Source organism: Coleofasciculus sp. H7-2 (genome assembly GCF_042747725.1).
Taxonomy (GTDB): domain Bacteria; phylum Cyanobacteriota; class Cyanobacteriia; order Cyanobacteriales; family FACHB-T130; genus FACHB-T130.
Genome location: NZ_JBHZGO010000105.1, coordinates 151463 through 177245, shown reverse-complemented (window position 1 = coordinate 177245; position 25783 = coordinate 151463). Strand labels below are relative to the sequence as shown.

Annotated in this window: 23 protein-coding genes and 1 pseudogene; 10 read left to right on the top strand and 14 right to left on the bottom strand. The window is 47.6% G+C overall.

The window, feature by feature from the left end; translation table 11 throughout:
- Positions 1–14 precede the first annotated feature (14 nt).
- Positions 15–3560, bottom strand: a complete 3546-nt coding sequence (locus tag ACFW2W_RS22830; RefSeq protein ID WP_378183727.1) for a DNA polymerase III subunit alpha — start codon at positions 3558–3560, stop codon at positions 15–17.
- A gap of 79 nt (positions 3561–3639) precedes the next feature.
- Positions 3640–5097: an Asp-tRNA(Asn)/Glu-tRNA(Gln) amidotransferase subunit GatA gene (gatA, locus tag ACFW2W_RS22825; RefSeq protein ID WP_378183724.1), complete on the bottom strand. Its 1458-nt coding sequence runs from the start codon at positions 5095–5097 to the stop codon at positions 3640–3642.
- Between the two features lie 236 nt (positions 5098–5333).
- Here gatA and ACFW2W_RS22820 point away from each other — a divergent pair, with 236 nt between their 5' ends.
- The 5 genes from ACFW2W_RS22820 (at position 5334) to ACFW2W_RS22800 (ending at position 9020) form a co-directional block, all read left to right on the top strand.
- Positions 5334–6122, top strand: coding sequence for a DsbA family protein (locus ACFW2W_RS22820; protein WP_378183721.1), 789 nt, complete (start codon positions 5334–5336; stop codon positions 6120–6122).
- Between the two features lie 27 nt (positions 6123–6149).
- Positions 6150–7034, top strand: coding sequence for a transposase (locus ACFW2W_RS22815; protein WP_378183718.1), 885 nt, complete (start codon positions 6150–6152; stop codon positions 7032–7034).
- A gap of 188 nt (positions 7035–7222) precedes the next feature.
- The gene (locus ACFW2W_RS22810) at positions 7223–7942 is read left to right on the top strand and encodes a CAP domain-containing protein (protein ID WP_378183715.1); all 720 of its coding nucleotides are present in this window, start codon (positions 7223–7225) and stop codon (positions 7940–7942) included.
- Positions 7943–7947: 5 nt separating this feature from the next.
- Positions 7948–8799, top strand: coding sequence for an alpha/beta fold hydrolase (locus ACFW2W_RS22805; RefSeq protein WP_378183712.1), 852 nt, complete (start codon positions 7948–7950; stop codon positions 8797–8799).
- Positions 8800–8852: 53 nt separating this feature from the next.
- Positions 8853–9020 (top strand): hypothetical protein, encoded by a 168-nt coding sequence (locus ACFW2W_RS22800; RefSeq protein ID WP_378183709.1) that lies wholly within the window; start codon positions 8853–8855, stop codon positions 9018–9020.
- Here ACFW2W_RS22800 and ACFW2W_RS22795 read toward each other — a convergent pair.
- From ACFW2W_RS22795 to ACFW2W_RS22760, 8 genes are all read right to left on the bottom strand, one after another.
- Positions 9017–9304: a DUF1816 domain-containing protein gene (locus ACFW2W_RS22795; RefSeq protein WP_378183706.1), complete on the bottom strand. Its 288-nt coding sequence runs from the start codon at positions 9302–9304 to the stop codon at positions 9017–9019. The genes ACFW2W_RS22800 and ACFW2W_RS22795 overlap by 4 nt on opposite strands.
- A gap of 62 nt (positions 9305–9366) precedes the next feature.
- A complete protein-coding gene (rlmB, locus tag ACFW2W_RS22790) occupies positions 9367–10386 on the bottom strand; it encodes a 23S rRNA (guanosine(2251)-2'-O)-methyltransferase RlmB (RefSeq protein WP_378184043.1) in 1020 nt (339 codons plus the stop codon).
- A gap of 376 nt (positions 10387–10762) precedes the next feature.
- The gene (locus ACFW2W_RS22785) at positions 10763–11185 is read right to left on the bottom strand and encodes a Mini-ribonuclease 3 (protein ID WP_378184041.1); all 423 of its coding nucleotides are present in this window, start codon (positions 11183–11185) and stop codon (positions 10763–10765) included.
- 348 nt (positions 11186–11533) lie between these two features.
- Positions 11534–11902: an STAS domain-containing protein gene (locus tag ACFW2W_RS22780; protein ID WP_378184039.1), complete on the bottom strand. Its 369-nt coding sequence runs from the start codon at positions 11900–11902 to the stop codon at positions 11534–11536.
- 206 nt (positions 11903–12108) lie between these two features.
- Entirely contained in the window at positions 12109–13260 is a 1152-nt protein-coding gene (gene carA / locus ACFW2W_RS22775) for a glutamine-hydrolyzing carbamoyl-phosphate synthase small subunit (protein ID WP_378183703.1), read from the bottom strand.
- 46 nt (positions 13261–13306) lie between these two features.
- Positions 13307–13438, bottom strand: a complete 132-nt coding sequence (locus tag ACFW2W_RS22770; RefSeq protein WP_378183700.1) for a hypothetical protein — start codon at positions 13436–13438, stop codon at positions 13307–13309.
- Positions 13439–13460: 22 nt separating this feature from the next.
- The gene (gene trpD, locus ACFW2W_RS22765; RefSeq protein ID WP_378183697.1) at positions 13461–14561 is read right to left on the bottom strand and encodes an anthranilate phosphoribosyltransferase; all 1101 of its coding nucleotides are present in this window, start codon (positions 14559–14561) and stop codon (positions 13461–13463) included.
- Between the two features lie 591 nt (positions 14562–15152).
- The gene (locus tag ACFW2W_RS22760) at positions 15153–15350 is read right to left on the bottom strand and encodes a hypothetical protein (RefSeq protein ID WP_378183694.1); all 198 of its coding nucleotides are present in this window, start codon (positions 15348–15350) and stop codon (positions 15153–15155) included.
- A gap of 106 nt (positions 15351–15456) precedes the next feature.
- On the opposite strand from ACFW2W_RS22760, the gene ACFW2W_RS22755 reads away from it, so the two are divergent.
- The 3 genes and pseudogenes from ACFW2W_RS22755 (at position 15457) to ACFW2W_RS22745 (ending at position 17652) form a co-directional block, all read left to right on the top strand.
- Complete coding sequence (locus tag ACFW2W_RS22755; protein WP_378183691.1) at positions 15457–16761, top strand: PAS domain S-box protein; 1305 nt, start codon at positions 15457–15459, stop codon at positions 16759–16761.
- Positions 16721–16966, top strand: a pseudogene (locus ACFW2W_RS22750) (sensor histidine kinase); the annotation flags it as partial. The gene ACFW2W_RS22755 and the pseudogene ACFW2W_RS22750, both read left to right, overlap by 41 nt.
- A 212-nt stretch (positions 16967–17178) precedes the next feature.
- Positions 17179–17652, top strand: a complete 474-nt coding sequence (locus tag ACFW2W_RS22745; protein ID WP_378183689.1) for a hypothetical protein — start codon at positions 17179–17181, stop codon at positions 17650–17652.
- A 60-nt stretch (positions 17653–17712) separates the two neighbouring features.
- Here the strand turns inward: ACFW2W_RS22745 and ACFW2W_RS22740 are convergent, their stop codons facing one another.
- Positions 17713–18543, bottom strand: coding sequence for a hypothetical protein (locus ACFW2W_RS22740; protein ID WP_378183685.1), 831 nt, complete (start codon positions 18541–18543; stop codon positions 17713–17715).
- A gap of 560 nt (positions 18544–19103) precedes the next feature.
- Between ACFW2W_RS22740 and ACFW2W_RS22735 the strand changes: the two genes are divergently transcribed.
- Positions 19104–21500 carry a PhoX family protein gene (locus ACFW2W_RS22735; protein ID WP_378183682.1) on the top strand — a complete coding sequence of 799 codons (2397 nt, stop codon included), beginning with the start codon at positions 19104–19106 and terminating at the stop codon, positions 21498–21500.
- A gap of 160 nt (positions 21501–21660) precedes the next feature.
- Here the strand turns inward: ACFW2W_RS22735 and ACFW2W_RS22730 are convergent, their stop codons facing one another.
- From ACFW2W_RS22730 to hisG, 3 genes are read right to left on the bottom strand one after another with little or no spacing between them, the layout of a single operon-like run.
- On the bottom strand, positions 21661–23541 hold the full coding sequence (locus tag ACFW2W_RS22730) for an ABC transporter ATP-binding protein (RefSeq protein ID WP_378183679.1): 1881 nt from the start codon (positions 23539–23541) through the stop codon (positions 21661–21663).
- Between the two features lie 30 nt (positions 23542–23571).
- On the bottom strand, positions 23572–23805 hold the full coding sequence (locus tag ACFW2W_RS22725) for a hypothetical protein (RefSeq protein ID WP_378183676.1): 234 nt from the start codon (positions 23803–23805) through the stop codon (positions 23572–23574).
- 14 nt (positions 23806–23819) lie between these two features.
- The gene (hisG, locus tag ACFW2W_RS22720; RefSeq protein ID WP_378183673.1) at positions 23820–24464 is read right to left on the bottom strand and encodes an ATP phosphoribosyltransferase; all 645 of its coding nucleotides are present in this window, start codon (positions 24462–24464) and stop codon (positions 23820–23822) included.
- An 86-nt stretch (positions 24465–24550) separates the two neighbouring features.
- On the opposite strand from hisG, the gene rppA reads away from it, so the two are divergent.
- Complete coding sequence (gene rppA, locus ACFW2W_RS22715; protein ID WP_378183670.1) at positions 24551–25258, top strand: two-component system response regulator RppA; 708 nt, start codon at positions 24551–24553, stop codon at positions 25256–25258.
- Positions 25259–25783: the final 525 nt, after the last annotated feature.

The following is a 25783-nucleotide window of genomic DNA, read 5'->3' as shown; positions in this document are numbered from 1 at the left end:
CATCGATAAACATCTCAAACAGTAATCAGAGGCTGGACGCGAGCCGGAAATCCAGCCGAATTGAGCGCCTCAACAGCCGTGCTGTGGTCTTGCACCCAGAATTGACGACCGAGGCGAACTGTTAAGTGCCGCTGTCCTCCTTTCACCGTTGCAATCACCGGGACTTTTGCTTTGTCTTTGTCCCCTGAGTGTTCCTGGAGATTGGTCATCAGGCGATGCTGTTCCGCAATGTCACCCGCTTGATGAGGTGTCAGTTCCAAAATCACCATCCGCACTTGTTCAATGGGTTCTGTATCCTCAACGATCAGTTGAGTTTGATCGTCTCGCCTGTCTACTTTTCCCCAAATAATCAGGCGATTATCCACGACCAGATGTAAGTGAATGCGTTCGTAAGTTTTCGGAAAGACGACGGCTTCAGATTGACCCGTCAAGTCTTCTATTTGCAAGATTGCCATGCGATCGCCCTTTTTGGTGACTACGGGTTTGATCCCGCTGACTATCACAATGGCGCTAAGAGTCGTATCCTCCCGCTGATCGCCTAGTTCGCTAAGATTAATCGGAGCGAGAATTTGAGCGGATTTCCGCACGGATTTGAGGGGATGGTCAGAGACGTAGAAGCCTAGCAGTTCTTTCTCAAAATGTAACTTTTCCTGTTGAGAAAAATCAGGGACGGCTGAAGCCTTGGGAGCAGATTCAAAGCTACTTTCTGTTGTCTTGCTTCCAAAGTCAAAGAGATTTCCCTGACCGCTGGCTCGGTCTTTGGCGCGGTTTTGCCCCCAAGTTAGAACTAGCTCAAGGTCTTTGCTTAATTGCTGTCGGTTGGGTTCGAGGGTATCAAAAGCACCGCATTTGATCAGAGCTTCTAAGGCGCGGCTGTTAACCGTGCGAAGATCCACGCGATCGCACAAATCAGCCAAAGACTTAAAATTTCCCCCGGTTTCCCGTGCTGCCAAAAGACACCGAATTGCTCCTTCTCCCACATTTCGGACTGCCGACAGTCCGAACAAAATACTGTTTTGCAGCGGTGTAAAATCAACCCCCGATCGATTAACATCCGGCGGCTCCACTTGAATATTCATACTCAAACAAGTGGTAATATATCTTTGCACTTTATCCTGGTCGCCACTATTAGAAGTCAGCAGCGCCGCCATGTATTCAACTGGATAATTTGCCTTTAAATATGCCGTTTGATAAGTTACATAAGCATAAGCAGTTGAATGGGATTTATTGAAGCAATATTCTGCAAATTTAACCATCTGCTCGAATAAATCTTCAGCAATCTTTTCCTTTACCCCATTTTTAGCAGCTCCATCAATAAAGGCTTCTCGATGCTTTTGCATTTCCGAAACCTTTTTTTTGCCCATCGATCTTCTCAATAAGTCGGCTTGACCTAGAGAATATCCTGCTAAATCCTGAGCCATTTTCATGATTTGTTCTTGATAAACAAGAACCGCATATGTTTCTTGCAGAATTGGCTCTAATAAAGGATCGACATATTTTATTTCTTCTCTACCATGCTTGCGGTTAATAAACAGGGGAATCAGACCTGCATCTAATGGCCCCGGTCGATAGAGAGCGAGAATTGAGGAAATATCTTCGATGCTGGAAGGCTTTAGGTCGCGCACAATCTGACGCATCCCGGAAGATTCTAATTGAAAGATGCCTTCTAATTCACCTTTTTCTAATACTTCGTAAGTCTTTTTAATATCTGGAGGTAATTTTTTTACTTCACTTTTAGCTAAAATTTTCTGAGCTTTTCTTTCATCAAGGGGGAGTTGATCGGGATCGAGAGTAATATTTTTATTTTGCTTAATTAAATCGATGCTTTTCTGGATCATGGTTAGGTTTCTTAAACCCAGAAAATCCATTTTCAATAATCCCAGTGATTCTAAGTCTTCCATAAAATACTGGGTAATTACTGAGCCGTCATTATTTCGTTGCAGCGGCACAATTTGATCTAAAGGTTCTGCTGAAATCACGACTCCGGCGGCGTGTACCCCAAAAGTTTTGTTAGTTCCTTCAATTCGCATCGCCATATCAATCCAATGGCGAACGATAGGGTCATTATTGTATTTTTCTTTAAACTCTGGTGCGGGGGTATCATCAGAAATCATCACCTTGAGTTTTGTTGGCTTACCTCGCACCACTGGGATAAGTTTTGCCATTTTGTCTGCATCCCCATAAGGAACATTCAGCACTCTGGCGACATCTTTCAAAACAGCTTTAGAAGTGAGGCGGTTAAAGGTAATAATTTGCGCTACCCTATCCGCGCCATACTTTTGGGTGACATATTCAATTACTTTGTCCCGTTGTTCAATGCAGAAATCCGTATCAATATCCGGCATGGATTTCCGTTCGGGATTCAAAAATCGCTCGAATAGTAACCCATGATGGACTGGATCGATGTTAGTAATTTTCAAGGCATAAGCAACTAGAGAACCTGCCGCAGAACCGCGTCCAGGTCCTACTGGAATGTGATTATCTCTGGCATATTTGATATAGTCCCAAACGACTAAAAAGTAAGTTGAAAATCCCATCTGTTGCATCATTTTCAACTCATATTCCAGCCGCTCTTTGTAGATGGGATCGACTTCAGCACGAGAACGATAACCAAACCGTGCTAAAAGCCCTTTCCAGGTAACATCTTCGAGAAAGGTATCGGCGGTGTAGTCGGCTGGGATGGGATAGTCGGGAAGGCGAGGCTCACCAAGGATGTTGTAAGGTTGAACTTTGTCTGCAACTTCTAGGGTATTTGCGATCGCTTCCTCAATTACCTCTTCCGGTAGATGATCTCGAAACAGGTATTTCATTTCATCAGCGGACTTAAGATATTCAGTGCCGCTGTAGCGCATCCGATTATCTTCAGAAATCAGTTTTCCTGTCTGAATACATAACAATGCGTCGTGAGCTTCAACATCGTTGCAGGAAATAAAATGGGAATCATTTGTAGCAACAAGTTTAATGTCTAGTTCCCGCGCAATTTTTACAATTTCAACGTTAACAATGCGGTCTTCTTGGGAACCGTGGTCTTGAATTTCTAAATAAAAATCTTCACCGAAAACATCTTTATACCACTGGGCAGTTCGACGAGCAACATCTGGTCGGCGCTGAAGAATTGCTTGGGGAATTTCACCGCCCAAACAAGCACTGGTAACAATTAAACCTTCGTGGTATTCAGCTAATAATTCTTTGTTGATACAAGGACGAGCAAAGATTCCTTTTCCCTGATAACCTTTGAGATGGGAAATTGTTGTTAATTTGACTAGGTTTTTATAGCCTTTAGTATTTTTAGCTAAAACAACTTGGTGATATTTTTTTCTGCCGCGCTTTTGTTCTTCAATATCACCATTAACGACATACATTTCATTGCCAATAATCGGCTTAATCGTTTTGCCGCGACAAACTTTAATTAGCTCAATCGCGCCATACATGACGCCGTGATCCGTGAGAGCGATCGCTGGCATCCCCAATTTCAATGCTTGATCCACCAGTTCCGGTAACTGACTGGCACCATCCAGCAAACTGTAATCACTGTGAACGTGCAAACCAACAAAAGACATATTTGGTAATCGCTAATAAGGAATGGGAAATGGGTAATCAGTAATGCGAATAAACCATGACCGATTACCCGTTACCTATCTAGAGTTTTGGGGCGCGTAGATGCCAGTCGGTTGCTTGCTCATAGGCATAAGCAACTTGCAACAGCAAATCTTCTCGCAACACATTACTCATCATCTGGATGCCAATCGGTAATCCCTGGTCATCGAATCCACAAGGTAAACTCAATCCAGGCAGACCTGCGAGATTTAAAGGAATCGTCATCAGGTCAGTTAAATACATACTCAAGGGATCTTCTGTTTTTTCCCCGGCTTTAAATGCGGTGGTGGGAGCAGTGGGAGACACTAAAATATCAACTCTTTCAAAAGCCCGCTGGAAGTCTTGTTTAATCAAAGTGCGGACTTTTTGCGCTTTGAGATAATAGGCGTCGTAATATCCCGCCGAGAGAGCATAAGTGCCTAACATGATCCGCCGCTTGACTTCGGTACCAAAACCGGCGGAGCGAGTCTGAGTATACATTGACAAGAGATTATCCGCGTCAGGCGTCCGGAAGCCATACTTCACGCCGTCGTAACGGGCGAGATTGGCGGATGCCTCGGAAGGAGCAATGATGTAATAGGTGGGCAAACCGTAGCGGAAGCGGGGACAGGAAATTTCTTGAATTTCGGCTCCCAAGTTTTGCAGCTGCTCAATCGCTTTTGTGACTGCCTGCCATACGCAGGAGTCTACACCTTCGCCAAAAGTTTCTTTAATAAAACCTACTCTCAACTGACCTCTGGGTCTAAGGTCAGGTCTCAAGGATTTGGCGTAGTTTGGGATTTTAACGTCGAGACTGGTGGAGTCTTTGGGATCGTAACCCGCGATCGCTCCCAGTAAAATTGCCGCATCTTCTACTGTCCGAGCAAATGGCCCAATTTGATCTAAAGAAGACCCATAAGCCACCAGACCAAAACGGGAAACCAGCCCATAAGTCGGTTTTAACCCCACAACGCCGCAGAAAGAAGCTGGCTGACGGATAGACCCCCCCGTATCGGAACCGAGGGCAACTACACACTCTCTTGCCGCCACCGCCGCCGCCGAACCGCCAGATGACCCTCCAGGCACCCGCTGTAAATCCCAAGGGTTGGCAGTCACTTGATAGGCAGAGCTTTCCGTAGAACTGCCCATCGCAAACTCATCCATATTCGTTTTGCCCACCATCACCGCACCAGCATCTGCCAGTTTTTGGGTCACGGTTGACTCGTAGGAGGGGACAAAATTTTCCAAAATCTTGGAACCGCAAGTGGTGCGAATCCCCTGGGTACACAGATTGTCCTTGATGCCAATGGGAATGCCAGCCAGCAGCCCAATTTCTTCACCAGCAGCGATTTTGGCATCCACAGCATGAGCCTGTTCTAATGCTCTCTCTGCTGTTACGCTCAAAAAACTATGCAATTTCGGCTCTAGTGCCTGAATGCGGTCTAAAGCTTCTTGAGTGAGTTCTACAGCGGAGCGTTCTTTACTAATGAGTTGTGTGTGCAACTCGCGGATGGATGCCATGCTTTGCTTCTACCTTTAGTGACTCAAAGTCCAGATATTTAGTATAGGTCGTGCGTCAGACGCGATGGTTAATTCAGCAATCCTTTGGGATTGTGAAATTTTAGCGGGGAAGTTTGGCAAACCCTGAAATGGCGAACCAAAGGTTGTTCTATAGAAGACATCACTTCCCCGACGTTGTTCAGCCATCCCGCAAGTCGAGCATACTGGATTGTGTAGCAACATCAGCCAGGTAATTTATGCGTCGAGTTCAACTTTGGGCGATCGCTCCCATCCGCTTTCTCGCTCAGAAAGTATTGAGACTAGCAACCCTATTGCTATTGTCTCTAACATTTTTCGGTTGGACACTTCCAGCGCAAGCCGCTAGCCAAATTAGTCCGCGATTGGAAGAGCAAATTTTACAGGTGATTCGTCAGCACCCAGAAGTGATTCTGGAGTCGGTTCAGGCATATCAGCAGCAACAACAACAGCAGCTAAACCAAGCCCAGCAGTCATTTTTGCAGGAGTTCAAGACCAACCCCAAGGCAGTAATTGGTGAATCTCCGACGACGGGGACAGAGTCGTCAAAGGTTGTGCTAATCGAATTTTCAGACTTTCAATGTCCTTATTGTGCCCAAGCTCATGACACGCTAAAGCAGCTGATCGCCAAGCATCCGGATGAAGTGACCTTATCATACAAGCATTTTCCCCTGACTCCGATTCATCCGGAAGCCATGCCAGCGGCTAAAGCGGCTTGGGCGGCAGATCGGCAAGGCAAATTCTGGGAATACCATGACGCTTTATTTGCCAAGCAAGAAAAATTGGGCGAGGAGTTGTATGTGGAGATTGCCCAAACACTCAATTTGGATTTAGAGCAATTTAACCGCGATCGCGCAAGCGTTACCGCTAGTGCTGCGATTGGAGAGGATATTAAGCTAGCTGAGAGTTTAGGGCTTGCAGGCACTCCCTTTTTCTTGATCGATACTGAGACTTTCTCTGGCCCTATCCAACTGTCAGATATGGAAAATCTACTCACTGCTGCGAAGTAATTGGGCTTCAGAATCCAACAATCTGTAGTGAAATACAATCCCGACCTTCACCACCGCCGGTCTATTCGATTAAAGGAATACGATTATTCCCAGGCAGGAGCGTATTTTGTCACCATTTGTACGCAACACCGCCTGTGTTTATTGGGTGAAATTGTGAATGGCGAAATGATATTAAATGAGAGTGGGCAAATGCTGCAAACAATCTGGCAACAATTGCCACAGCGTTTTCGGGGGTGCCCTTCCCAAATTGTTATGGATGCCTTCGTGGTCATGCCCAACCACATACACGGAATTATCCTGATTACCGCCGCAAGCCACACAACCCTCGAATCCTTCAATGCCGTAGGGGCACCCCTTGTGGGTGCCCATCCCAATGTCTTCAATGCCGTAGGGGCACCCCTTGTGGGTGCCCATCCCAATGTCGCTACCCATCCGATGACCGGAATGCCTGCGATGACCGGAATGCCTGCGATGACCGGAATGCCTGCGATGACCGGAATGCCTGCGATGACCGGAATGCCTGCGATGACCGGAATGCCTGCGATGACCGGAATGCGTCCGATGACCGGAATGCCTGCGATGACCGGAATGCCTGCGATGACCGGAGAAGGGGCAGGCACAAGGCCCGCCCCTACTAATGCCATAACCGGAGAAGGGGCAGGTACAAGGCCCGCCCCTACATTGGCGGATATTGTGCGTGCATTCAAATCTATTACAACCCACCAATATACAATCGGTGTCCGCCAGCAGGCTTGGCCGCCATTTACAGGCAAGTTATGGCAGCGCAATTACTATGAACACATTATTCGGAATGAGCGATCGCTTCGTCAAATCCAGCAGTACATCATTGAAAATCCACTCCGCTGGATAGACGATCCAGAAAACCTAGCCCTCACGCTGCTTCAAGGTTAAATAGTACGCGATCGCACCGATGACATCGGCTGTGGCGCGATTCACAATGAAATTCAGTTAGCGCAAACGCTGGAAATTCTAGGCGATCCCTTGTTGGTCAAAAATGGGGAAACTTTCTCGTCGGGTGCTGTCTATTTATCTGATATGGAAAGTTTATCAACTCGCGATAGCGAGTCTTAAGGTAACTTATGCGTCGAATTCAATTTTGGGCATTTGCCCCCATCGTCCTACTCGCTACGTTCTTTCCTTTGAGCGTTCAAGCGCGGCAGTCTCTGGCAAATGTTAGCGGTAATAGTGTCCCGGTTGGTTTTTCTCAAGAAGGATCTACCTTGTTGGCGCAGGCAAATACTCTCTCACCTCTGGAACAAGGAGTGATTGCTGAAATGAATCAGGCGCGGAAAAATCCCGCCGCCTATGCCGCCGTGCTGGAGAATTGGAAAAAACGCTTCCAAGGTAAGCAAGTGAGAATGTCTGGGAACGTTTTTTTACAGACTCAGGAAGGCGTGAAAGCCGTCGATGAAGCGATTCGCTTCCTGAAATCCACTCGTCCTTTGCCACCCTTAAGTGTATCTAAAGGGATGTCGCTGGGGGCTAGGGATCATGTGAAAGACCAGGGACCAAAAGGTAAGATAGGTCACAATGGGAGCGATCGCAGCGATCCGTTTTCTCGCATCAATCGCTACGGTTCCTGGCAAACCACCGCCGCCGAAAATATCAGTTATGGCGCTGACACTGTTCAATCTATCGTAATGCAGTTAATCATTGATGATGGGGTTCCGAATCGCGGTCACAGAAAAAACATTTTTAACCCCGCTTTCCGAGTCGCCGGAGTGGCTTTTGGGTCTCATGCACAATATAAATCGATGTGCGTGATTACCTATGCTGGAGGATATAAAGAGAAAAAATAGGCTTCATGCATCACTCGTCCTCCTCATCTCATCACCTCAGCGTTCGCCTCCAGGGAAAAGGATTTCCCATTCTCTGTCTACACGGTCATCCGGGTTTAGGCAGCAGTATGTCTGTCTTCACTAACCACTTATCCCAAAAATTCCAAACTTTTGCCCCTGACCTCCGTGGATACGGCAACAGTCGCATCAATGGCAATTTTAGTATGGAAGACCATTTGACCGATTTGGAGGCTCTTCTAGACCGCTTCCAGATTGAGCGTTGCCTGGTATTGGGTTGGTCGCTAGGGGGGATTTTGGCGATGGAGTTGGCGCTGAGGCTACCAGAGCGAGTCACGGGTTTGATTTTGATTGCTACAGCAGCACGCCCTCGTGGGAATCATCCGCCAATCAGTTGGCAGGATAATTTTTACACGGGGCTGGCTTCGATTGTGAACCGCATACAGCCTGGCTGGGAGTGGAATATTGAGACATTTGGGAAGCGATCGCTCTATCGCTACTTGATTGGGCAACACACCCCCGGCGCTTACCGCTACCTTGCCTTGGAGGCGATGTCAGCTTACCTGCAAACCTCAGCGGCGGCAACACGGGCACTTAACACTGCTCTAGGAGCTGGTTACAACCGATTGGCAGACCTCCAGCAGATCCCATGTCCGAGTTTGATGTTGGCAGGAGCAAGCGATCGCCACATCACTCCTGAGTCGAGTTTAGAAACGGCTCATCACCTCAAGGATTGCCAATGGCACTGCTATCCAAATACCGCTCATTTATTTCCCTGGGAAATTCCCGAACTGGTACTGCGGGACATTGACTCCTGGCTCGATAGCCATCCACAAGTTGTAACGCCAGATGGAGTTTAGATACCATCGTCACCTCACTCTTGACCGAAGCTATTTAGCCCGGACCAGAGGGAGTGCAAGTTCAAATTTGGTATCCTATCCTATTAATTCTCAGCATTCCAGAAGCATCTATCCCCGCCGACCCCACCCCTCTGGTTAACCCAGAGAGGTTGGGGATGAGGTACCAAACGATCGGGATTCAAAGGGATTTGATCTTACCCGCTAAATGGCTCAAAACCTAAGAAGGCTGACCGCTAAAAAACGTGGCTGTTCTCTGGCGGTCAAAACGCTCCCCCGACTCATCGTAAATCGTTAGCTTCTCTGGCTTACAGCGCTTTACCATAGCTTTAATGCCTTTAGCTCCTTCTTCTTCCAGGTCTTCGATGTAACCAGCTTTGGTTTTATCAGCTTCCTGGGCGCTGATGAAAGGGCCAAAGTAGTAAGTACAACGGGGGTTGTCTGTGACAATCTCAACCCACCAAGCCCGTCCAAAGAAGTGGAGAATGTTAATCAAAAATTCCTTCATGTTCTTGGCCTATCTTAGGGGATACAAAGCAGTCTTCTAAAAGGTATGTTCTTTACATTTTGTTATACTCTGTCATCTTTCTTTTTTAAAGTCTCTTTTGAGAGATTATTCAAGTAGAGTCGATTCGACCAGCGCTGACGATAAATTTCATAAAGAGCCATTCCCCCGGCGACTGAGGCATTCAGGCTCGGTGTGTTTCCCTCTAGCGGAATCGAAATTAGGAAGTCACAACACTTTTGTGTCAGGAGATTCAATCCTTCACCTTCAGAACCAATCACTAATACTACTGGCCCTGTAAATTGAGTTGTGTGTAACATTTGACCATCGCCTGCGGCGGTGCCGTAAATCCAAAAGCCAGCCGCTTTCAATTCTTCCAAGGCACGGCTGAGGTTAACCACTCTGGCAACGGCAAAACTTTCTAAAGCTCCTACTGCCACTTTCATCACGGCGGATGTGATTCCCACTGCCCGTCGTTGAGGGATCACCAATCCTTGGGCACCCAAGGCTTCTGCTGTGCGAATAATCGCCCCCAGATTGTGGGGATCGGTAATGCCATCCGCTACCACCAGCACCGGCTGCTCTGAGACAGATTTCGCCTGAACGATTAAGTCGCTTAGCTCAGTGTAAGCGTAGGGTGCGACTTGAGCGACCACTCCTTGATGATTGACCCCGTGAGTGATTTGATCCAGGCGGCGCGGGCTGACTTCATCGATTACCGTTCCCCGTTCCTTGGCTTTCAGCAGTAGGGAGTGAAAGCGGGAATCGTAACGCAAATTTGGCAGTATCCAAACCCGATTCAGATGGCGATGTTTCTCCAAAGCGGTGAGGACAGGATGCCGTCCATAAATCAGATCGCTTTCCTCTTCGGGTGCGGTAGCCTCCGCTCGATCCTCTGCCTGGGGACGACCTCTGGGGATCTCCCGTTCGCGCCGGTCGGGAATCGACTTCTTTGGCTTGAAGTTGTCTGTCGGGCGCGTGCCAATCGAGTCAGTGTCTTTGTGGCGGGAGGCGGGACGGATTTGCTGACGCTCTCGGCGCGTGTCAATCGAGTCAGTGTCTTTGTGGCGGGAGGCGGGACGGATTTGCTGACGCTCTCGGCGCGTGTCAATCGAGTCAGTGTCTTTGTGGCGGGAGGCGGGACGAATTTGCTGACGCTCTCGGCGCGTGTCAATCGAGTCAGTGTCTTTGTGGCGGGAGGCGGGACGGATTTGCTGACGCTCTCGGCGCTGAATAATCGGCTTGACTTGCTCATGCTTACCGAGAGGGCGCGTATCCCTAGCGGCGTCCTTGTCATCGGAGATGGAACGCGCGGGGGGCGTCCGTTGCTCTACAATTCGCTTCACGAGCCGATTTTCCCCAAGACGCTTTGGGAAGGCACGCTTGGCTCGAATGGGCTTTCCTCGACTGGTGCTGGCTCTGCCCGGAGGATGGGGTCGGCGATGTTGATCGGCCATATTGTTAAGAATCTTTAACTTGTGGAAGTGGATTTAGCTCTAAGTAGCTCAGCAGCTGGTTCAATCGCTGGGGATCGGTTAGGTAAAGATAGCCCATCAACGTCTCTAAGCTGGTAGCTTGTTGATAAATTTCGGGATCGAGGCGCTTGGGGCGACCTGTCGCAGCGTTGCGTCCGCGCCGCAAGATTTCTAATTCTGTGCTGGTGAGGTGGGGTTCGAGCGATCGCAATGCTTTTGCCTGACTTTCGGCTCTCACCTGCGCCACTACCATGTCATGATAAGCGTGGGATCGCTTGGGTGGCAGTAGATAAAAACTACGGATATAAAGTTCATACACGGCATCTCCTAGATAAGCTAAAGACGCCGGGGAAAGCCGCTGAATTTGCGTGCTGCGATTTGCGATCGCCCAGGTCGAGTTCAACGATATTTTGGTTTCACCCAGTACGGGGTTAGTATTCAGCCAATCTGAACACTCTTCCTCCTGTGAACTCACATCTATGCCCTACCTCGCCCTCTAGTTAATCTTAATGCTTTCGCCTGAAACTCAGGTGATGGGGAATGGGTAGTAGGTAAGGGGTAATTGGTAATTACCTGTTCCCTTTGTCTCCTACGCCTGGGCCCCGCTGCTCTTTGTTTCCCTATCATTCCCTGTTCAGGACTCTTGAAAATGATTGGGGCGGGTTCTGTTGCCCCCACCCCTCAAGCGCGAACAGCGAATCATGGCGGCATACGAAGAGCGCATCCGCGCCGCGAGAGCGATCGCGTCTCTGTTAGGTTAAGCTGGCTTGACCTTCTCCAATGCCGCTTCGACCGAAGGCTGCAATGACAGAAACTGTTCTAAGCGAACCAGCTTCACAGTTTGAGTCACCCGCGCATTTGTAACAATTTGCAAACTACCCTCAAGGCTTTGAGCCTTCTTCACCAGCTGCACTAGAGCGCCCAAGCCAGAGCTATCGACAAAATCAATTTTGGAAAGATCCAGAACAACGTTACTGGGACCTTCCTCAATACACTTGCTGATAACTTTCCGAAACGTGGGTTCGGAAAAAGCATCCAATAAGCCTGTGAGGCGGAATAGCTGATAATTGTCCCTAACTTCGCGAGTGCCTCTTAAGCTGACAGTTAGGGTTAGTGGCTCAGGAATAACACCCTCCTAGCTGGATTGTCCTTAGTCGAGGCTTTATTATAAAACACAATGCGCTGGATATACCCATCTGTTGTGATTAGTCCTTAGTCCTTAGTCAAGGATATAAGACTATCCACGTCACATGGGACAAACCTCATCCCCCGTGCCTCCTCCTTGCGGGCGAGGGAGAGGAATACTCGCTTGACTGGCAATGCGATCGTCAGTCAAAGAATACGCTTGTGCGATCGCATCTGCTCAACAAATTGCTCAAACAGATAGTCGGCATCATGAGGGCCAGGGCTGGCTTCTGGGTGATACTGTACGGAAAAGAAGGGTAGGGATTTGTGACGCAACCCAGCCACAGTGCGGTCGTTCAGGTTCAGGTGGGTAATTTCCACTTCTGGATTTAAAGAATCTGCATCAATGGCAAACCCGTGGTTTTGGCTGGTAATCTCCACTCGCTGGTTCTCAAAACCGGCGGGTTGATTTAAGCCCCGATGACCAAATTTGAGCTTGAAGGTGTCAGCCCCCAGCGAAAGACCGAGAATCTGGTGCCCCATGCAGATCCCAAACATCGGTTTCTGGCTTTCTAGCAGTGCCCTTGTGGTTTCGATGCCTTCGGTAACAGCAGCGGGATCGCCGGGACCATTGGAAAGAAAAATTCCATCCGGGTTGTGCTTGAGAATTTCTTCAGGGGATGTATTGGCGGGAACCACGACCACGCGGCAACCGTAACTCGCCAGACGCCGCAGGATGTTCCGTTTGATGCCAAAATCAATGGCGACAACCGTGAGGGCTTCCTCCCTGTCTGAGGGGATTCCAGGGCTGAATTCCCAACTCGACTCTGTGGGGTCAGACCACTCATAGACGTTGGCAGTCGTAACTTCCCGAACTAGATTCAACCCTGCCATACTGGGAGCTGCTTGCACTTTCTTCAGCAATTCAGCGGTGTCAAGAATTTCGGTGGAAATCGCCCCATTCATGGCACCAGCGGAGCGAATCTTCCGGGTAAGGGCACGGGTATCGATGCCGTAAATGCCTGGAATGTGGTGTTGCTTGAGATAATCGGGCAAAGACTGGCTGGAACGCCAATTGCTGGGACGGGAGGAAATGTTACGAGCGATCGCGCCCCGCACTTGGGGGCCATTCGATTCTTCATCATCTAGATTGACGCCAGTGTTGCCTAATTCTGGATAGGTGAAGGTGACAATCTGACCGCAGTAACTGGGATCTGTCAAGACTTCCTGGTAGCCGGTGATACCCGTGTTAAAGACCACTTCACCGATGGCTGTTCCAGGGGCACCAAAAGACCAGCCTTTGTACGACGTGCCATCGGCAAGGACGAGCAAAGCTGGTTGAGCAGAAGAAATAGACATAAGGTAGTGGTTAGTTTTTAGAAATTAGTTCTTAGTTGGTAAGTTATCATCTCACAGGCGGTTGGGATAAGAGATAAGTGGGTGCTGTGTGAGAATGCGATCGCATTTGGCAAATCCGATTGAATGGAGGACGATAGACATCGCCCAGGATGCTACCAGCACTCGTCAATTTGCCCATTCATAATCAGATTAGCCATTCGCTAATTTTTCAGAAACTCAACTAACTGCTCCAACTTCGACCAGGCAGTACCGCTACCTAAGATTTCTCTAGCCATCGCAATGCCCTCTGCATGACTACCCATTGCGATAGCGCTGCCAACTTGGAGTGCCAACGCCGCATTCAAGGCCACTACATCCTGCTGCGCGGATGTTCCTTTTCCTTGAAGGACATCGCGCAAAATTTCGGCATTTTCCTCGACATCTCCACCCCGAATTGACGCCGTGGGTGCCGGTGTCAAGCCTAATTCTTGGGGATGCAGCGTTGCCAGTTGTACCTCACCACCGGACAGCACTGCTAAATCTGTCGCGTCTGCTAACCCCGCTTCATCCAGTTTCTCGCGTCCGTGCAGGACAATTGCCTGCTGAGTTCCTAACTGCCCTAAAGCATGGGCAATCGTCACTACCAAGTTGGGATCGCACACGCCAATGATCTGCCCTGTGGGGCGTAACGGATTCACCAAGGGGCCTAGTAAATTAAATACTGTCCGCACTTTCAAGGTTCGCCGCAGCGGTGCCACAGCTTTGAGCGCTGGGTGCCAACCGGGTGCAAATAGAAAGGTAATCCCGATTTCCTCAAGTGCTGCTTGTGCTTTCTCACTGCTGGCGTTCAGGTTGACTCCCAGCGTTTCCAAGACATCCGCCGAGCCAACTTTGCTCGAAGCCGAACGATTGCCATGTTTGGCGACTGAGACGCCAGCCGCAGCGGCAACAAAGGCAACGGCTGTAGAGATATTAAAGGTTGATGCCCCATCTCCCCCAGTTCCACAAGTGTCAATGACCGGACTGAGGATTGGCGATTGTAGGCTGAGTGGGGAGGATTGAGACTGTAACACCTGAGCCATCCCAGCAAGTTCGTCTGCCGAAACGCCCTTTGCTTGCAGGGCGGCTAAAATCGCCCCCGATAGCGCGGGTGGAATTTCCTCGTTTAACCATGCCTGCATCAGACAGGCGGCTTGATCGTGAGGCAGGGATTGCCGATCGAGTAGCTGTTGCAGCAAGTTAGGCCAGATGGATGAGTCGGCAGAAGCGATCGCTCTCGTCTCAGCAGCATCTTGGCTCGTCAGTGAAGGAGTATTAGTCATTGACAGGTTTCGTGTGCGGCGCACTCAGTTCAGAGGCATTTTGCAAAAGCTTATCGGATCGCCAAGCTCTCTAGCAACGTCCTGCACAATTTTCTGTCGTAATCTTACTTAGTTCGCACGATGGGTTTTTGGATAAGTATTAAGATTCAGCAATTTTGCCGATCCCAATTTGACGCTCTTAGTTTGATTATCTTAAATATTAGCGATCGCCATTGTCAGTCTCATCCTATTTGTTAATTCTTACTGTGTTTAGATATACATTCTTCTTTGACTTTATCAAAATTTTATATATCTTGGTTGCATTTTTGAAAATAAAAGTAAGTTTTTAAGTAAAAACTTGAGTATTTTCATACTGATTAAATTAAGGATAATTACGGAGGCTTTTTGTTGATGCAGTCTTCCGAGCCAAAAGTTTCTGAAGATAAAATAAATTTTACCGCTGTATCTGTTCCAGAAAATAACTCCAAGAAACCTCCAAAAAATTAGCTAAAACAGCTAATCTTTCGCTTAAGTATCCGGCACAAAATTGGTTTGGACAGACGCTGATGTGGCACTGCTTTGCGCCATTGCCACATCAGATAGCGATCGCGATTAACAAGCGCGGAACTCTACGCCGAAGCCAGTAATTCTGCCCGTCTTGACCAAGACAAAACCTGGCAACTGGAACAAACTTTGCCAGAACTCCAAGAAACTCAAGCTCAACTGATTCAAGCCTAAAAAATGTTCAGCGTCGCTCAGATGGTTGCTAGTATTCCCCATGAATTTAATAATCCTGTTAACTTTATCCACCGCCACCTCCAACACGCTAACCAGTCCAACTTTTTGTAGCTAAATAATCTGAACCAATAGCACCATAATGTAGAATCAAAAAATTGGAATAACTATCTAAAAAAATATGTCAAAAAGTCGTGGAACCTTTAATACCGAGGAAGTGTTGCCGGATGAGCGCAACTTCGTCGCCGCTGTTCTGGATACAGCAGCAACTTTGGTGGTGGTTCTCGACACCCAGGGGCGAATCGTCCTTTTCAATCAAGCCTGCCAGCAAACCACTGCTTACGCGGCGGATGAAGTCAAAGGCAGACCGTTCTGGGATTTGTTTTTGCTGCCAGAAGAAGTGAAACCTGTCAAAGCTGTCTTTAAAAATCTTCAAGCTGGTCAGTTCCCAAACCAGTATGACAACTACTGGTTAACGCGAGATGGCGATCGCCGTTTGATTGCTTGGTCGAATACGGCGCTGCTCGGCTCCTCTGGTGGGGTCAAGTACATCATCGGTACGGGGATTGATATTACCGAGCGTCACCAGGCAGAGCAAGCGCTGAAAAAGGCAAAGGCTGAGCTAGAAATCAGGGTGGAAGAGCGGACGGCTGAACTTAGGAAAGCCAACGAGCAATTGCAGGAAGAGATGCTAGAGCGCCAGCGCACTGAGGCGGCACTCCAGCAGAGCTATAGCCTCTTGCAGGAAGTCATTGAAGGAACCCCCGATGCCATCTTTGTCAAGGATCTACAATACCGGGTGGTGATGCCTAATTCAGGTCTTGGCACCATTCTGAGTAAGCCGGTGGAGGAAATTATCGGCAAGAATAATACCGAGTTGTTGTCACCTGAACTTGCCTGTCAACTCACAGAGACTGAATGCCGCATTATGGCATCGGGAAAAGCTGAGGTGGTTGAGGAAGTTGTTACCATCATGGGCATCACCAAGACTTATCTTTCCACCAAAAGCGTTTTGCGCGAACCTTGTGGTAACGTGATTGGTCTGATTGGCATCTCGCGGGATATTACCGAGCGCAAAGCCGCTGAGGAGGCGCTACGAGAATCCGAAGAGCGTTATCGTCACTTTATTGAGACTGCCTTAGAAGGAATTTGGGTGATCGACGCCCAAAGCAAGACGGTTTTTGTCAATCGCACAATGACAGAAATGCTTGGCTACAGCATTGAGGAGATGCAGGGTAGACCGCTATTTGATTTCATGGATGATGAAGGGAAAGCGATCGCTGCCCGCCAAGTCAAGCTTCATCACCAAGGTATTAAAGACAAGATTGATTTCAAGTTATGTTGCAAAGATGGCTCGTTTCGATGGGCAATTGTTTCTACCTCTCCCATCTTCGACTCAGCGGGGAATTATGCTGGCTCCTTTGCGATGATTACGGATATCACCTGTTGTCAACTCCGATCGTGTAGTTATCAGCTTTGCAGATAACGGTCTAGGGATGACGGAAGCTATGAAAAAACAGTTATTTAATCCCTTTTTTACGACCAAACCCGTGGGCAAAGGCACGGGGTTAGGTTTGTCGATCAGCTATCAAATTGTTGTGGAAAAACACGGGGGTCAATTGCACTGCGTGTCTGAACCAGGGCAAGGTACAGAGTTTGCGATCGCAATTCCCATTCAACAGCACCGTTAGGCTTCATTTGATAAGATTTTCATTTAAATGCACGACACCTAACCGCTGCGTTTTGTTTTTCGTCTTTACTTAGAGTTAACCCTAACTTAGTGGCTGATTAATTCTACGAGTGTTAGTCTGTTAATGCTGAAATGTTATCACGGATATAAGCTGTGTTGCAAGGTACTTTCAGTAGAAGAAATAAAGCCATAAAAATTTAACGAGTAACAGCAATGGGTATCCATCGCGGGATCGTTTCAGCTACATTTTTAATTTTGACAGGATTGAGCGCGATCGCTCCACCTGTTTTCTCTCAAATTCAGCAGTTTGAAACTCAACAACCTGAACTTCAACAAATCGATCTGATTTTTAGCCCTAATACCAATCAAAGTTTTGAAGACGTGCTTGAGCAAGCAGAATCTATTGCTAGCAATTCTGTTGATGAGGGATTTGCCAAAAACCCGGATATCACGCAAATTTATATCAGAATTTTCGGTGACATCAAAGGACAAGTAGCCCCACTTCTATTTTCAAAAGTTTATCGTTCTGATTGGCAGACAGAACCCAAAATTGATCGTTGGATTCGATATTTTGATAATTCTGGATTGCTGCTAGGCTTTTATAATTCATCTGATTCCTTCCTACCTCCGATTACTCCTACATCCACCATCAGACGCGAAGACGATCCTGGTTTTCGGGATGATTAAATACAAGTAGAGGCGCAATTATTCGCGCCTCTAGGTAGAAAAAACACTAAAATTATCTTTTTAAGACAACAAATTTGGGTTTTTCTTTCTACCCTTTAACCCTGCTACTGTTGCCACTCCAAAAAGAAGTATACCCAATGTAGGCGTAGTTTCAGGAACAACTGCCGCCTCATCAACCAATAAGGCTGAAATACGTGTTCCATCCCCAACATCCACAACCCCAATCCCTAAAGTATATTCTCCTGAAGTTGGAATGATGTATGAAAAAGTTTTGAATCCCGTTTCTTTACTAAAGACACTCGAAGAGTCAGTAAATTTTGAAATTGTATCCGCTAAATTGAAGAATTGGGTGCTAGATTCTGACTGAAGGCTTACGAAAGCAAAGTCATTAAATTCAGGATAGGTAAAGTCATCAACCGCAGCTTGCTCAACAGCCTCATTAGTGAGGAAGTTCCAAGAAAAAGATAACTTTTGCCCAGCACTGGCTTTAAAAGTCTGCTTGATGGCAGATCCCTCAATCGGCTCTGCGGTAGCAATGTCATATAAAGATTGATCGCCAAAGAAAGTTGAGAAACCTAAGAATCCTTCTAAACTTTCTTCTTCAGCAAAGCCAGAAATGAAAGTGACGGGAGCGGCATTCCCGCCGATTATCGGATTAGAATTATTGTCAAAACCAAGAATTTCTTGGTATGCAGTTGAGAGAAAAGCCTGGTTTTTTCCTTGGGATGGCTTAATTCCAAAAGCTGAAGTTTCTATTCGATAATCGCCTACTGTTTTCCAGTTCTGAAACCCTTCTTCAAATCCTCCATTCAGGATAGCAGCTTTCGCTGTAGCTGGAAAAGATACACTTACACCGATGGCAAGTGCCGCAAAACCAATCGTTTTTATCATTGAAATGACTCCTAATTTTTTCCGTCAAAAAGGTCTTTTTCAAGTTCTGCTGATTTTTAAGAGCAGGCTTGGGTTAACCTTAAGTATTTTCACGGATACTTCTATTAAAAGCATTTTTGGTTAAGCAAACATTAATAGGGGTATAAGACCTGCTAAAATTCGGCTTAACAAGCTTATTCTTATTTACAACTTCTTGATAAATTTATATTTTATTAATCTTGTATTAACCCAGAGATTAAAGAAGCTTAATTCTACGTCAGTAGTATTCATAGGGTGCGTAGAAACACCCAGATTTGGCGGTGTAAGTCGAGCATGGGGGAGCCGCCCATTCGAGTAGAGAGAACAAAAAGCAGGCATGATGCTAGAGGTATATCTACTTATGCCGATGGCTTGAGGTAATGCTGCGTTGACTAGCAGTTGACATGAATGCTGTGGCTTCGCTGAAGTTCGCAGCATTTTTGGCTGACTGTTTAAGTTATAGAGCTTAGCTCGACTAAATTCCTGCCAAATAATGACTCAAGATTTTTGATTATTGCGATCCCAAAAAGAGAGGGAATTTAATGTCTAAGTTCAGTCGCAGGCAGCTACTAATTTTTTTTGGGGCGAGTGCCGGTACTGCTGTACTAGCTCCTACTTTGGGGAGACAGCGTTTTGGCAGCAATCCTAGCGTTGCCCAAGCGGTTCCATCGCTGAAATTTACCCCAGTGCGTTTGCCACATCCTTTACCGATTTACCAAGAGCAAAAAAGTTTTTACGCTACAGCAATTAATAATCAAGGAAGCGTACTAAATGCTGCTACTGATACTCGGTTAGGCACCTACAACATCATTGATGATGTAGTGGTACCCCCAGAATACGAACGTTATGTGATTGTACGTTGGGGCGATCGCGTCTTCCCCAACCAAGAAGAATACTTTGGCTACAACTGCGACTACACCGGCTTCGTTCCCCTGGATGGCAGAAACCCCAACGATGGCTACCTTTGGGTAAATCACGAGTATGTCTCCTACCCGTTTGCTTTTGCACTCCCTGAAGTCCCAGCGGATTTAGCAGGATTGCCTGAATCTTATCCCTTGGTCGTCGGGCAGAGTTTACCGGCTGACAAAACCAGTCTTCTCCTGTTGGGCGAAATCATGTACAACATGGGTGGCTCTGTCCTGCGGATGTCACGCCAAAATCGCGCCGGACGCTATTCGATTGTTAAAGATCCCAACAATCGACGCATTCATGGTCTTTCCGGTTTAGGGATTAACAGCGAGCGTTCCGATCAGTATAAAACCATTACCTCTTGGGGTTCCAAGAGCTACCAGAAAGGCGATCAAAACTACCTGCTGGGTACGGGACTCGCTGCCACTCAAGTATTTCCTCTCAGTGTAGATGGGCTGGGTAATAAAATCATTGGCACTGGCTACAACTGCTCTGGCGGCACCACTCCCTGGGGAACCATCCTCTCAGCGGAAGAAAACTTTCAGGCAAGCACAGCCTTTTTTGTGGGAGTCACAGAATTTGTGAAGCCTGACGGCACTCAGACTAGCTACACCCCCGGTACCACTGGGGAAAAATTTGGCTTGGTCGGCGAAAAATACGGCTGGATGGTGGAAATTGATCCGAGTAACCCGAATTTCCGCCCTCGCAAACACACCGCCTTGGGTCGTTACCGTCATGAAAACATCGCCATGCGGGCGGAAGCTGGGAAAAAATTAGTTGCCTACATGGGTGATGACCGACGTGGGGGACACACCTGGAAATTTATCAGCAAAGGCACAGTTTCTGCCCCCAATAGCAAGAGCAACAGCGCTTTATTTGAGGATGGGACGCTGTATGTCGCCCGTTACAATCCTGACGGGACAGGAACGTGGATTCCCCTGGATTTGAATGCTGCTACCAATCCGATTCCGCCCTCCGTTCTTGGCTCTAAAGAAATTGCCGCACTAGGCAAAGCGAGCCGGAATGGTTTGATTAAACTACCCAAACGGAACGGGATTGCTAGCCAAACCACAGATGGTGGTGCCTTAAATGTAGATACAACTAATGAAGCCACGCTTCTACCTGATTACAAAGGTAAAAAGCTGTCCAATTTTTACACCAGCCAAGGGGCTGTCCTCGTGGATGCCTTCTTAGCTGCCAACTTAATGGGAGCCACTCCCACCGCACGTCCCGAAGATATCGAAGTTCATCCTCGCACTAAGGAAGTATTTATTGCCTACACGGATGGTGCGGCGGGAAGCGATGGCTACCCCGACTCTCGAATCTTTGTGATTTCTAAGTACAGCCCTGCCGTCACCGCCGGACAGCCTTCGGGCGAACTGTTCAAAATTATGGAAAACAGCTCGGATGGCACGGGTACAACTTTCCGCTGGCAGCGATTTGCTAAAGGTGGGGAAGCAGGAGCAGAACCGGGTTCTGGTTTTGCCAATGTGGATAACTTGGCATTTGATCCCAAAGGAAATATTTGGGGCGTCACGGATATGTCTACGAGCGCTCACAATGGTTTTGATGTTGGTGCTGCCGCAACTCCATTACTGATAGACCACAGGGTAGTGGGTGCTAACTCCCCTAGTGTGGATGATTCTAATCTCAATGTTCAAACTTCTAACCTGATTGGGGTTTTTGGAAATAACTGGCTCTTTTTCATTCCCACCACTGGCCCGGATGCCGGGGAAATCGTACCCTTTGCCTATGGCCCGCCGCGTTGCGAGATGACGGGGCCGACTTTTATCGGGGATACGCTGATCCTGGCGGTGCAGCACCCTGGTGAAGATTGCCCGTTTACTCCTCAGCAAACCCTAAGTCGAACGATTGAGATGCTGGACTTGAATGGCACTCTATTTAACCAACAACGCACGGTTCCTCGTGGTAGTAATTGGCCTAGCAATATTGAGGGCAATCCTCAAGGACCACCGCGTCCTTCGGTGATTGGCATTCAACGCAAGCAGTCAAATGGCACGTTTGTTTAATTAACAGGACTTACGCAAAGCTTATACATATAGCGTTCTTGTCGGTTCAATCCCCCTGTGGTTGCCCTCAGATGTCGCGCAAGTTGCGTAAGTCCTAATTAAGTAAAAAGGCAAAAGAAAGAGACAAGAATCTTTCTTTTGCCTTTTTACTTTTACCTTCTTAAGCGCCTAACATTTGCAACTGATATAAACTGGCGTACAATCCGCCTTGGCGCAACAATTCATCGTGGCTGCCCGACTCTACCAGTTGCCCTCGCTTCAGCACCAAAATCCGGTCTACATTGCGGATGGTTGAGAGACGGTGAGCGATAATAATGGCGGTGCGTCCCTCCAGCAATTTGTCGAGGGCATCTTGAATTAAAGCTTCTGTACCTACGTCTAGACTGGCTGTTGCTTCATCTAGCACTAAAATACGGGGATTGCGGATAGCGGCACGGGCAAATGCTAAGAGTTGCTTTTGCCCGCTAGAGATATTGGTGCCTCGTTCTCTAAGTTGGGTATCGTAGCTTTGAGGCAGTTGTTCGATAAAACTGGCAACATTAGTTTTTTCGGCGGCTTGTCGAATTTCTTCAAAGGAGTAAGTATCTCCTAGAGTAATGTTGCTCTTCACGTCACCGGCAAACAGAAAGCCATCTTGGAGGATGACGCCCATGTGTTCCCGCAGTTCTTTTTGGGGTAAGTCTCGGACGTTGACACCATCAAGGAAAATGCGACCTTCAGTGGTTTCGTAAAGGCGACACAGCAAGCGAATAATCGAACTTTTACCAGCACCCGTGGGACCAACGAGAGCGACTTTTTCGCCGGGATGGATGGTGAAGTTCAGGTCTTTGAGGACGTATTCATCATTTTTATAGGCAAAGGAGACATTTTCAAAGCGAATTTCACCTTTGGCGGTTGGGAATGGGGAATGGGAAATTCTCCTCGGTTCCTCTGATCCAGACGGGATAAATTGCGTCTCTACAAGCTGCTTTTGTGTACCTTCAGGATCGCGGATTTCAATCGGTTCGCTGAGAATATCGGTGATGCGTTCGACGGCGGTGAAACCAGCTTGCAGGGAGGTAAATTTTTCAGCAAATTGTCGCAAGGGATCGAATAGACGCTGGGCATACAAGATAAAGGCAGAGAGGGTGCCAAAACTGAGGGCTTTGCCCATGATCATTTGTCCGCCTAACCAGAGTACGCCCGCGATCGCTACCAGTGCAATCCACTCTAATGTGGCTGATACGGCTGAGTCGTGAAAGATAGTTTTATCTACTTCTTCGATATACCGCTGATTCGTTACCCGAAACAGTTCTGAGTTGAATTTCTCTCGCCGGAATAGCTGCACGACGTTCACTCCAACGATGTTTTCTTGCAGCGTTGAGTTGAGTGCAGAGAGTTCTTCTCTAGCGTTGTAATTGGCTTTGCGGTACTGCTGTTCGAAGTAAATAATCAAACCCGTCACCGGCACCAACATCAGTGTTAGCATCAATGCCAGCTGCCATTGCAGCAAAAACATGGTGATGGCGATCGCTAAAATCGACACTAGATCGCTGACAATGCCAATGGCACCTGTGGAAAAGACATCCCCCAGGGCTTCTACATCGCTGGTGAGGCGGGTAATCAATCGTCCCACGGGGGTGCGATCAAAAAATCGCACCGCCAAGGAAGTGACGTGATGAAATAAGTCAGTGCGAATCTCGGCGGTAATTTGCTGTCCCACCTTCTGCACCGTGTAACCTTGGGCGGCGGTGAACACCATGCGAACGATCATCGTTACCAGCAGTAAAACGGCCAGAAGATTAATTCCTTCCAACAAGCCTTTACCTTGAAGAAAAGACCAAACTGCTTCCCCACGAATCAGCGAAATTGCTTGCCCCACGATGATCGGTTGAATTGCCCCTGCGACTGACAGCGGCACTAACAACAGGATGGAAATTATCAGCAGGCGACCACTTTTCCGGGCGTAGGGGACTAGGCGCAGGAAGAGTCGCCAGTCGCTTTCACGAACGCGCGATCGCTCTTTTCCATAAGTTTCCGTCAGAAGCGGGGATTGAGTCATGCTGCCAAAGCTATCTTCTTTCTACTTTCTTCATTGTTCCCCTTTCACCAGTGCTGTAGCAGCTGCCTGTAGAGATAGGTAAGCCGTTTCAGGTTGCCCGTTGATGTAGGATTTGCCATCTACCGATTCGCACAGAGTTCCTACTTTCTCTCCATCAGCGCCATAGACTTCTAGCACGTTTTGGAGAATATTCGGGTCAAAACCTTGCACAATTGAACTCCAAGCATTTTTATCAACCGAGCAAATCCTGATTGTTTCGTCCATTTGATCGCCTTGCGCTAGCAATTGATTAAAACAGCACTTCTAAGGTCTTCAACCCATTGATGGATATCACCCGTATTGAGGCGGTAACTCCGAGGGTGGGCAATTAACCGCGCCGTACTTTCAAATAGTGTATCAATCTCGATCAAGCCATTTTCGCGCAGGGTGCGACCCGTGGAAACTAAATCTACAATCGCCTCCGACATCCCGGTAATCGGCCCTAGTTCTACGGAACCATACAAAGGCACAATTTCTACGGGTAAATCTAAGCTTTCAAAGTATTCGTGGGCACAATGAACAAACTTAGACGCGACTCGACCGTGGGGCGGCAGTTGCAAGACTGACCGATAAAGGCTAGAAGACCGTACCGCCACTGACAGCCGACAAAGACCAAACCGGAGGTCAGCTAGATGAGCAACCTGGGGGTTTTTCTCCCGTAGAACATCGTAACCGACAATCCCTAAATGCGCTTGCCCATATTCCACATAAACTGGGACATCTTGCGCCCTTACCAGTAGCGCTTTGGCGGTGCCGGTGGGGTCTTGTATTTGGAGTTGGCGGTTGGCAGAATCTTTGAAGGCACTAAAGTCGAGTCCGACACTTTGCAGCAGCCGAATGCTATCAGATAAGAGTGCGCCTTTGGGCAATGCAACGGTAAGCATAGAATAGAGTTCTGAGTGTTGAGTGTTGAGTTTTGAATATCAAAAGGTAACTCATAACTCATACCTCATAATTCATAACTTTTGTGATGCGAATTCTCTTGGTGGATGATGAAGTTGAGCTGACTGAACCGCTGAGTCGCGTGCTAAGTCGTGAAGGCTACAGCGTTGATTTGGCTTACGATGGGGCGTCTGGCAGCCAGATGGCGCTGCAAGGAGGCTATGACTTGCTGATTCTCGATTGGATGCTGCCGGAGATTGCCGGGTTGGAGATTTGTCAGCAGATGCGATCGCGCAAAGATGCTACACCCGTCCTTTTTCTCACTGCCAAAGATACCATAGACGACCGCGTGCTGGGTTTGGACGCCGGTGCGGATGACTATCTGGTGAAGCCGTTTGAACTGCGAGAGTTACTCGCACGAGTCCGCGCCTTGCTGCGTCGTTCCGCGACCGATGCGCCTATCAGGGTGACTGTAGGGGCGCACAACCGTCCTCACCTACTTCAGATTGGAGATTTAGAACTAGATTGTGAAAACCAGCTAGCCTATCGTCACGGACGCACCATTGAGTTATCAGAAAAAGAAACTCAGCTGCTGGAATATTTTATGCGTCACGCTGGGCAGTTGCTAACTCACGCCCAAATTCATCAACATTTGTGGAACCCAGAAGAACAACCCAGCAGTAACGTTTTAGCCGCTTTGATTCGGCTTTTGCGCCGCAAAATTGAAGCGGCTGGAGAGACAGCTTTGATTCATACTGTCTACGGTAAAGGCTATCGCCTCGGAGATGGTGGCTGACGCGGCTTTCTAACTTTCAGTGGCGATATCCAAAAGGCAAACCGCTGATGTCTCTCAACCCTCATCCGCAGCCTTCCACCCGGATTCTCTACATCCGCTTCCCTAACAGTAGCGATCGCCTGGTATCGTCTACACAAAAATATTGGTTTGGCTGTTGAGCTGTCTATTTATATAGATTAGAATAAGCCTAAATTACAAGGAGCCATTTTAATGATGTTTGGAGATTTGGAAGATCCCTTGATAGCTTGGGATTTAAGAAACTTACAAAGAATTGTTACTACTATTCTCTTTCTCATCTTAGTATTCTTCTTTAGTTGGCTGAATCGAAAAAATCGATATGTTTTATGGGCTATCTTTGCTGGTGCTGTCTTAACATTTATCTTATTATTAATTACGCGCAATAACCACGGATTATCTTTTTTTACCTTTAAATTTAAAAACGATTGAATGATTAACTTTATTGAAATTGGCAAATTCGTCTAGTTTTCAGTTTATTATTTTGCCCCATTTCAGATATTAGAGCAA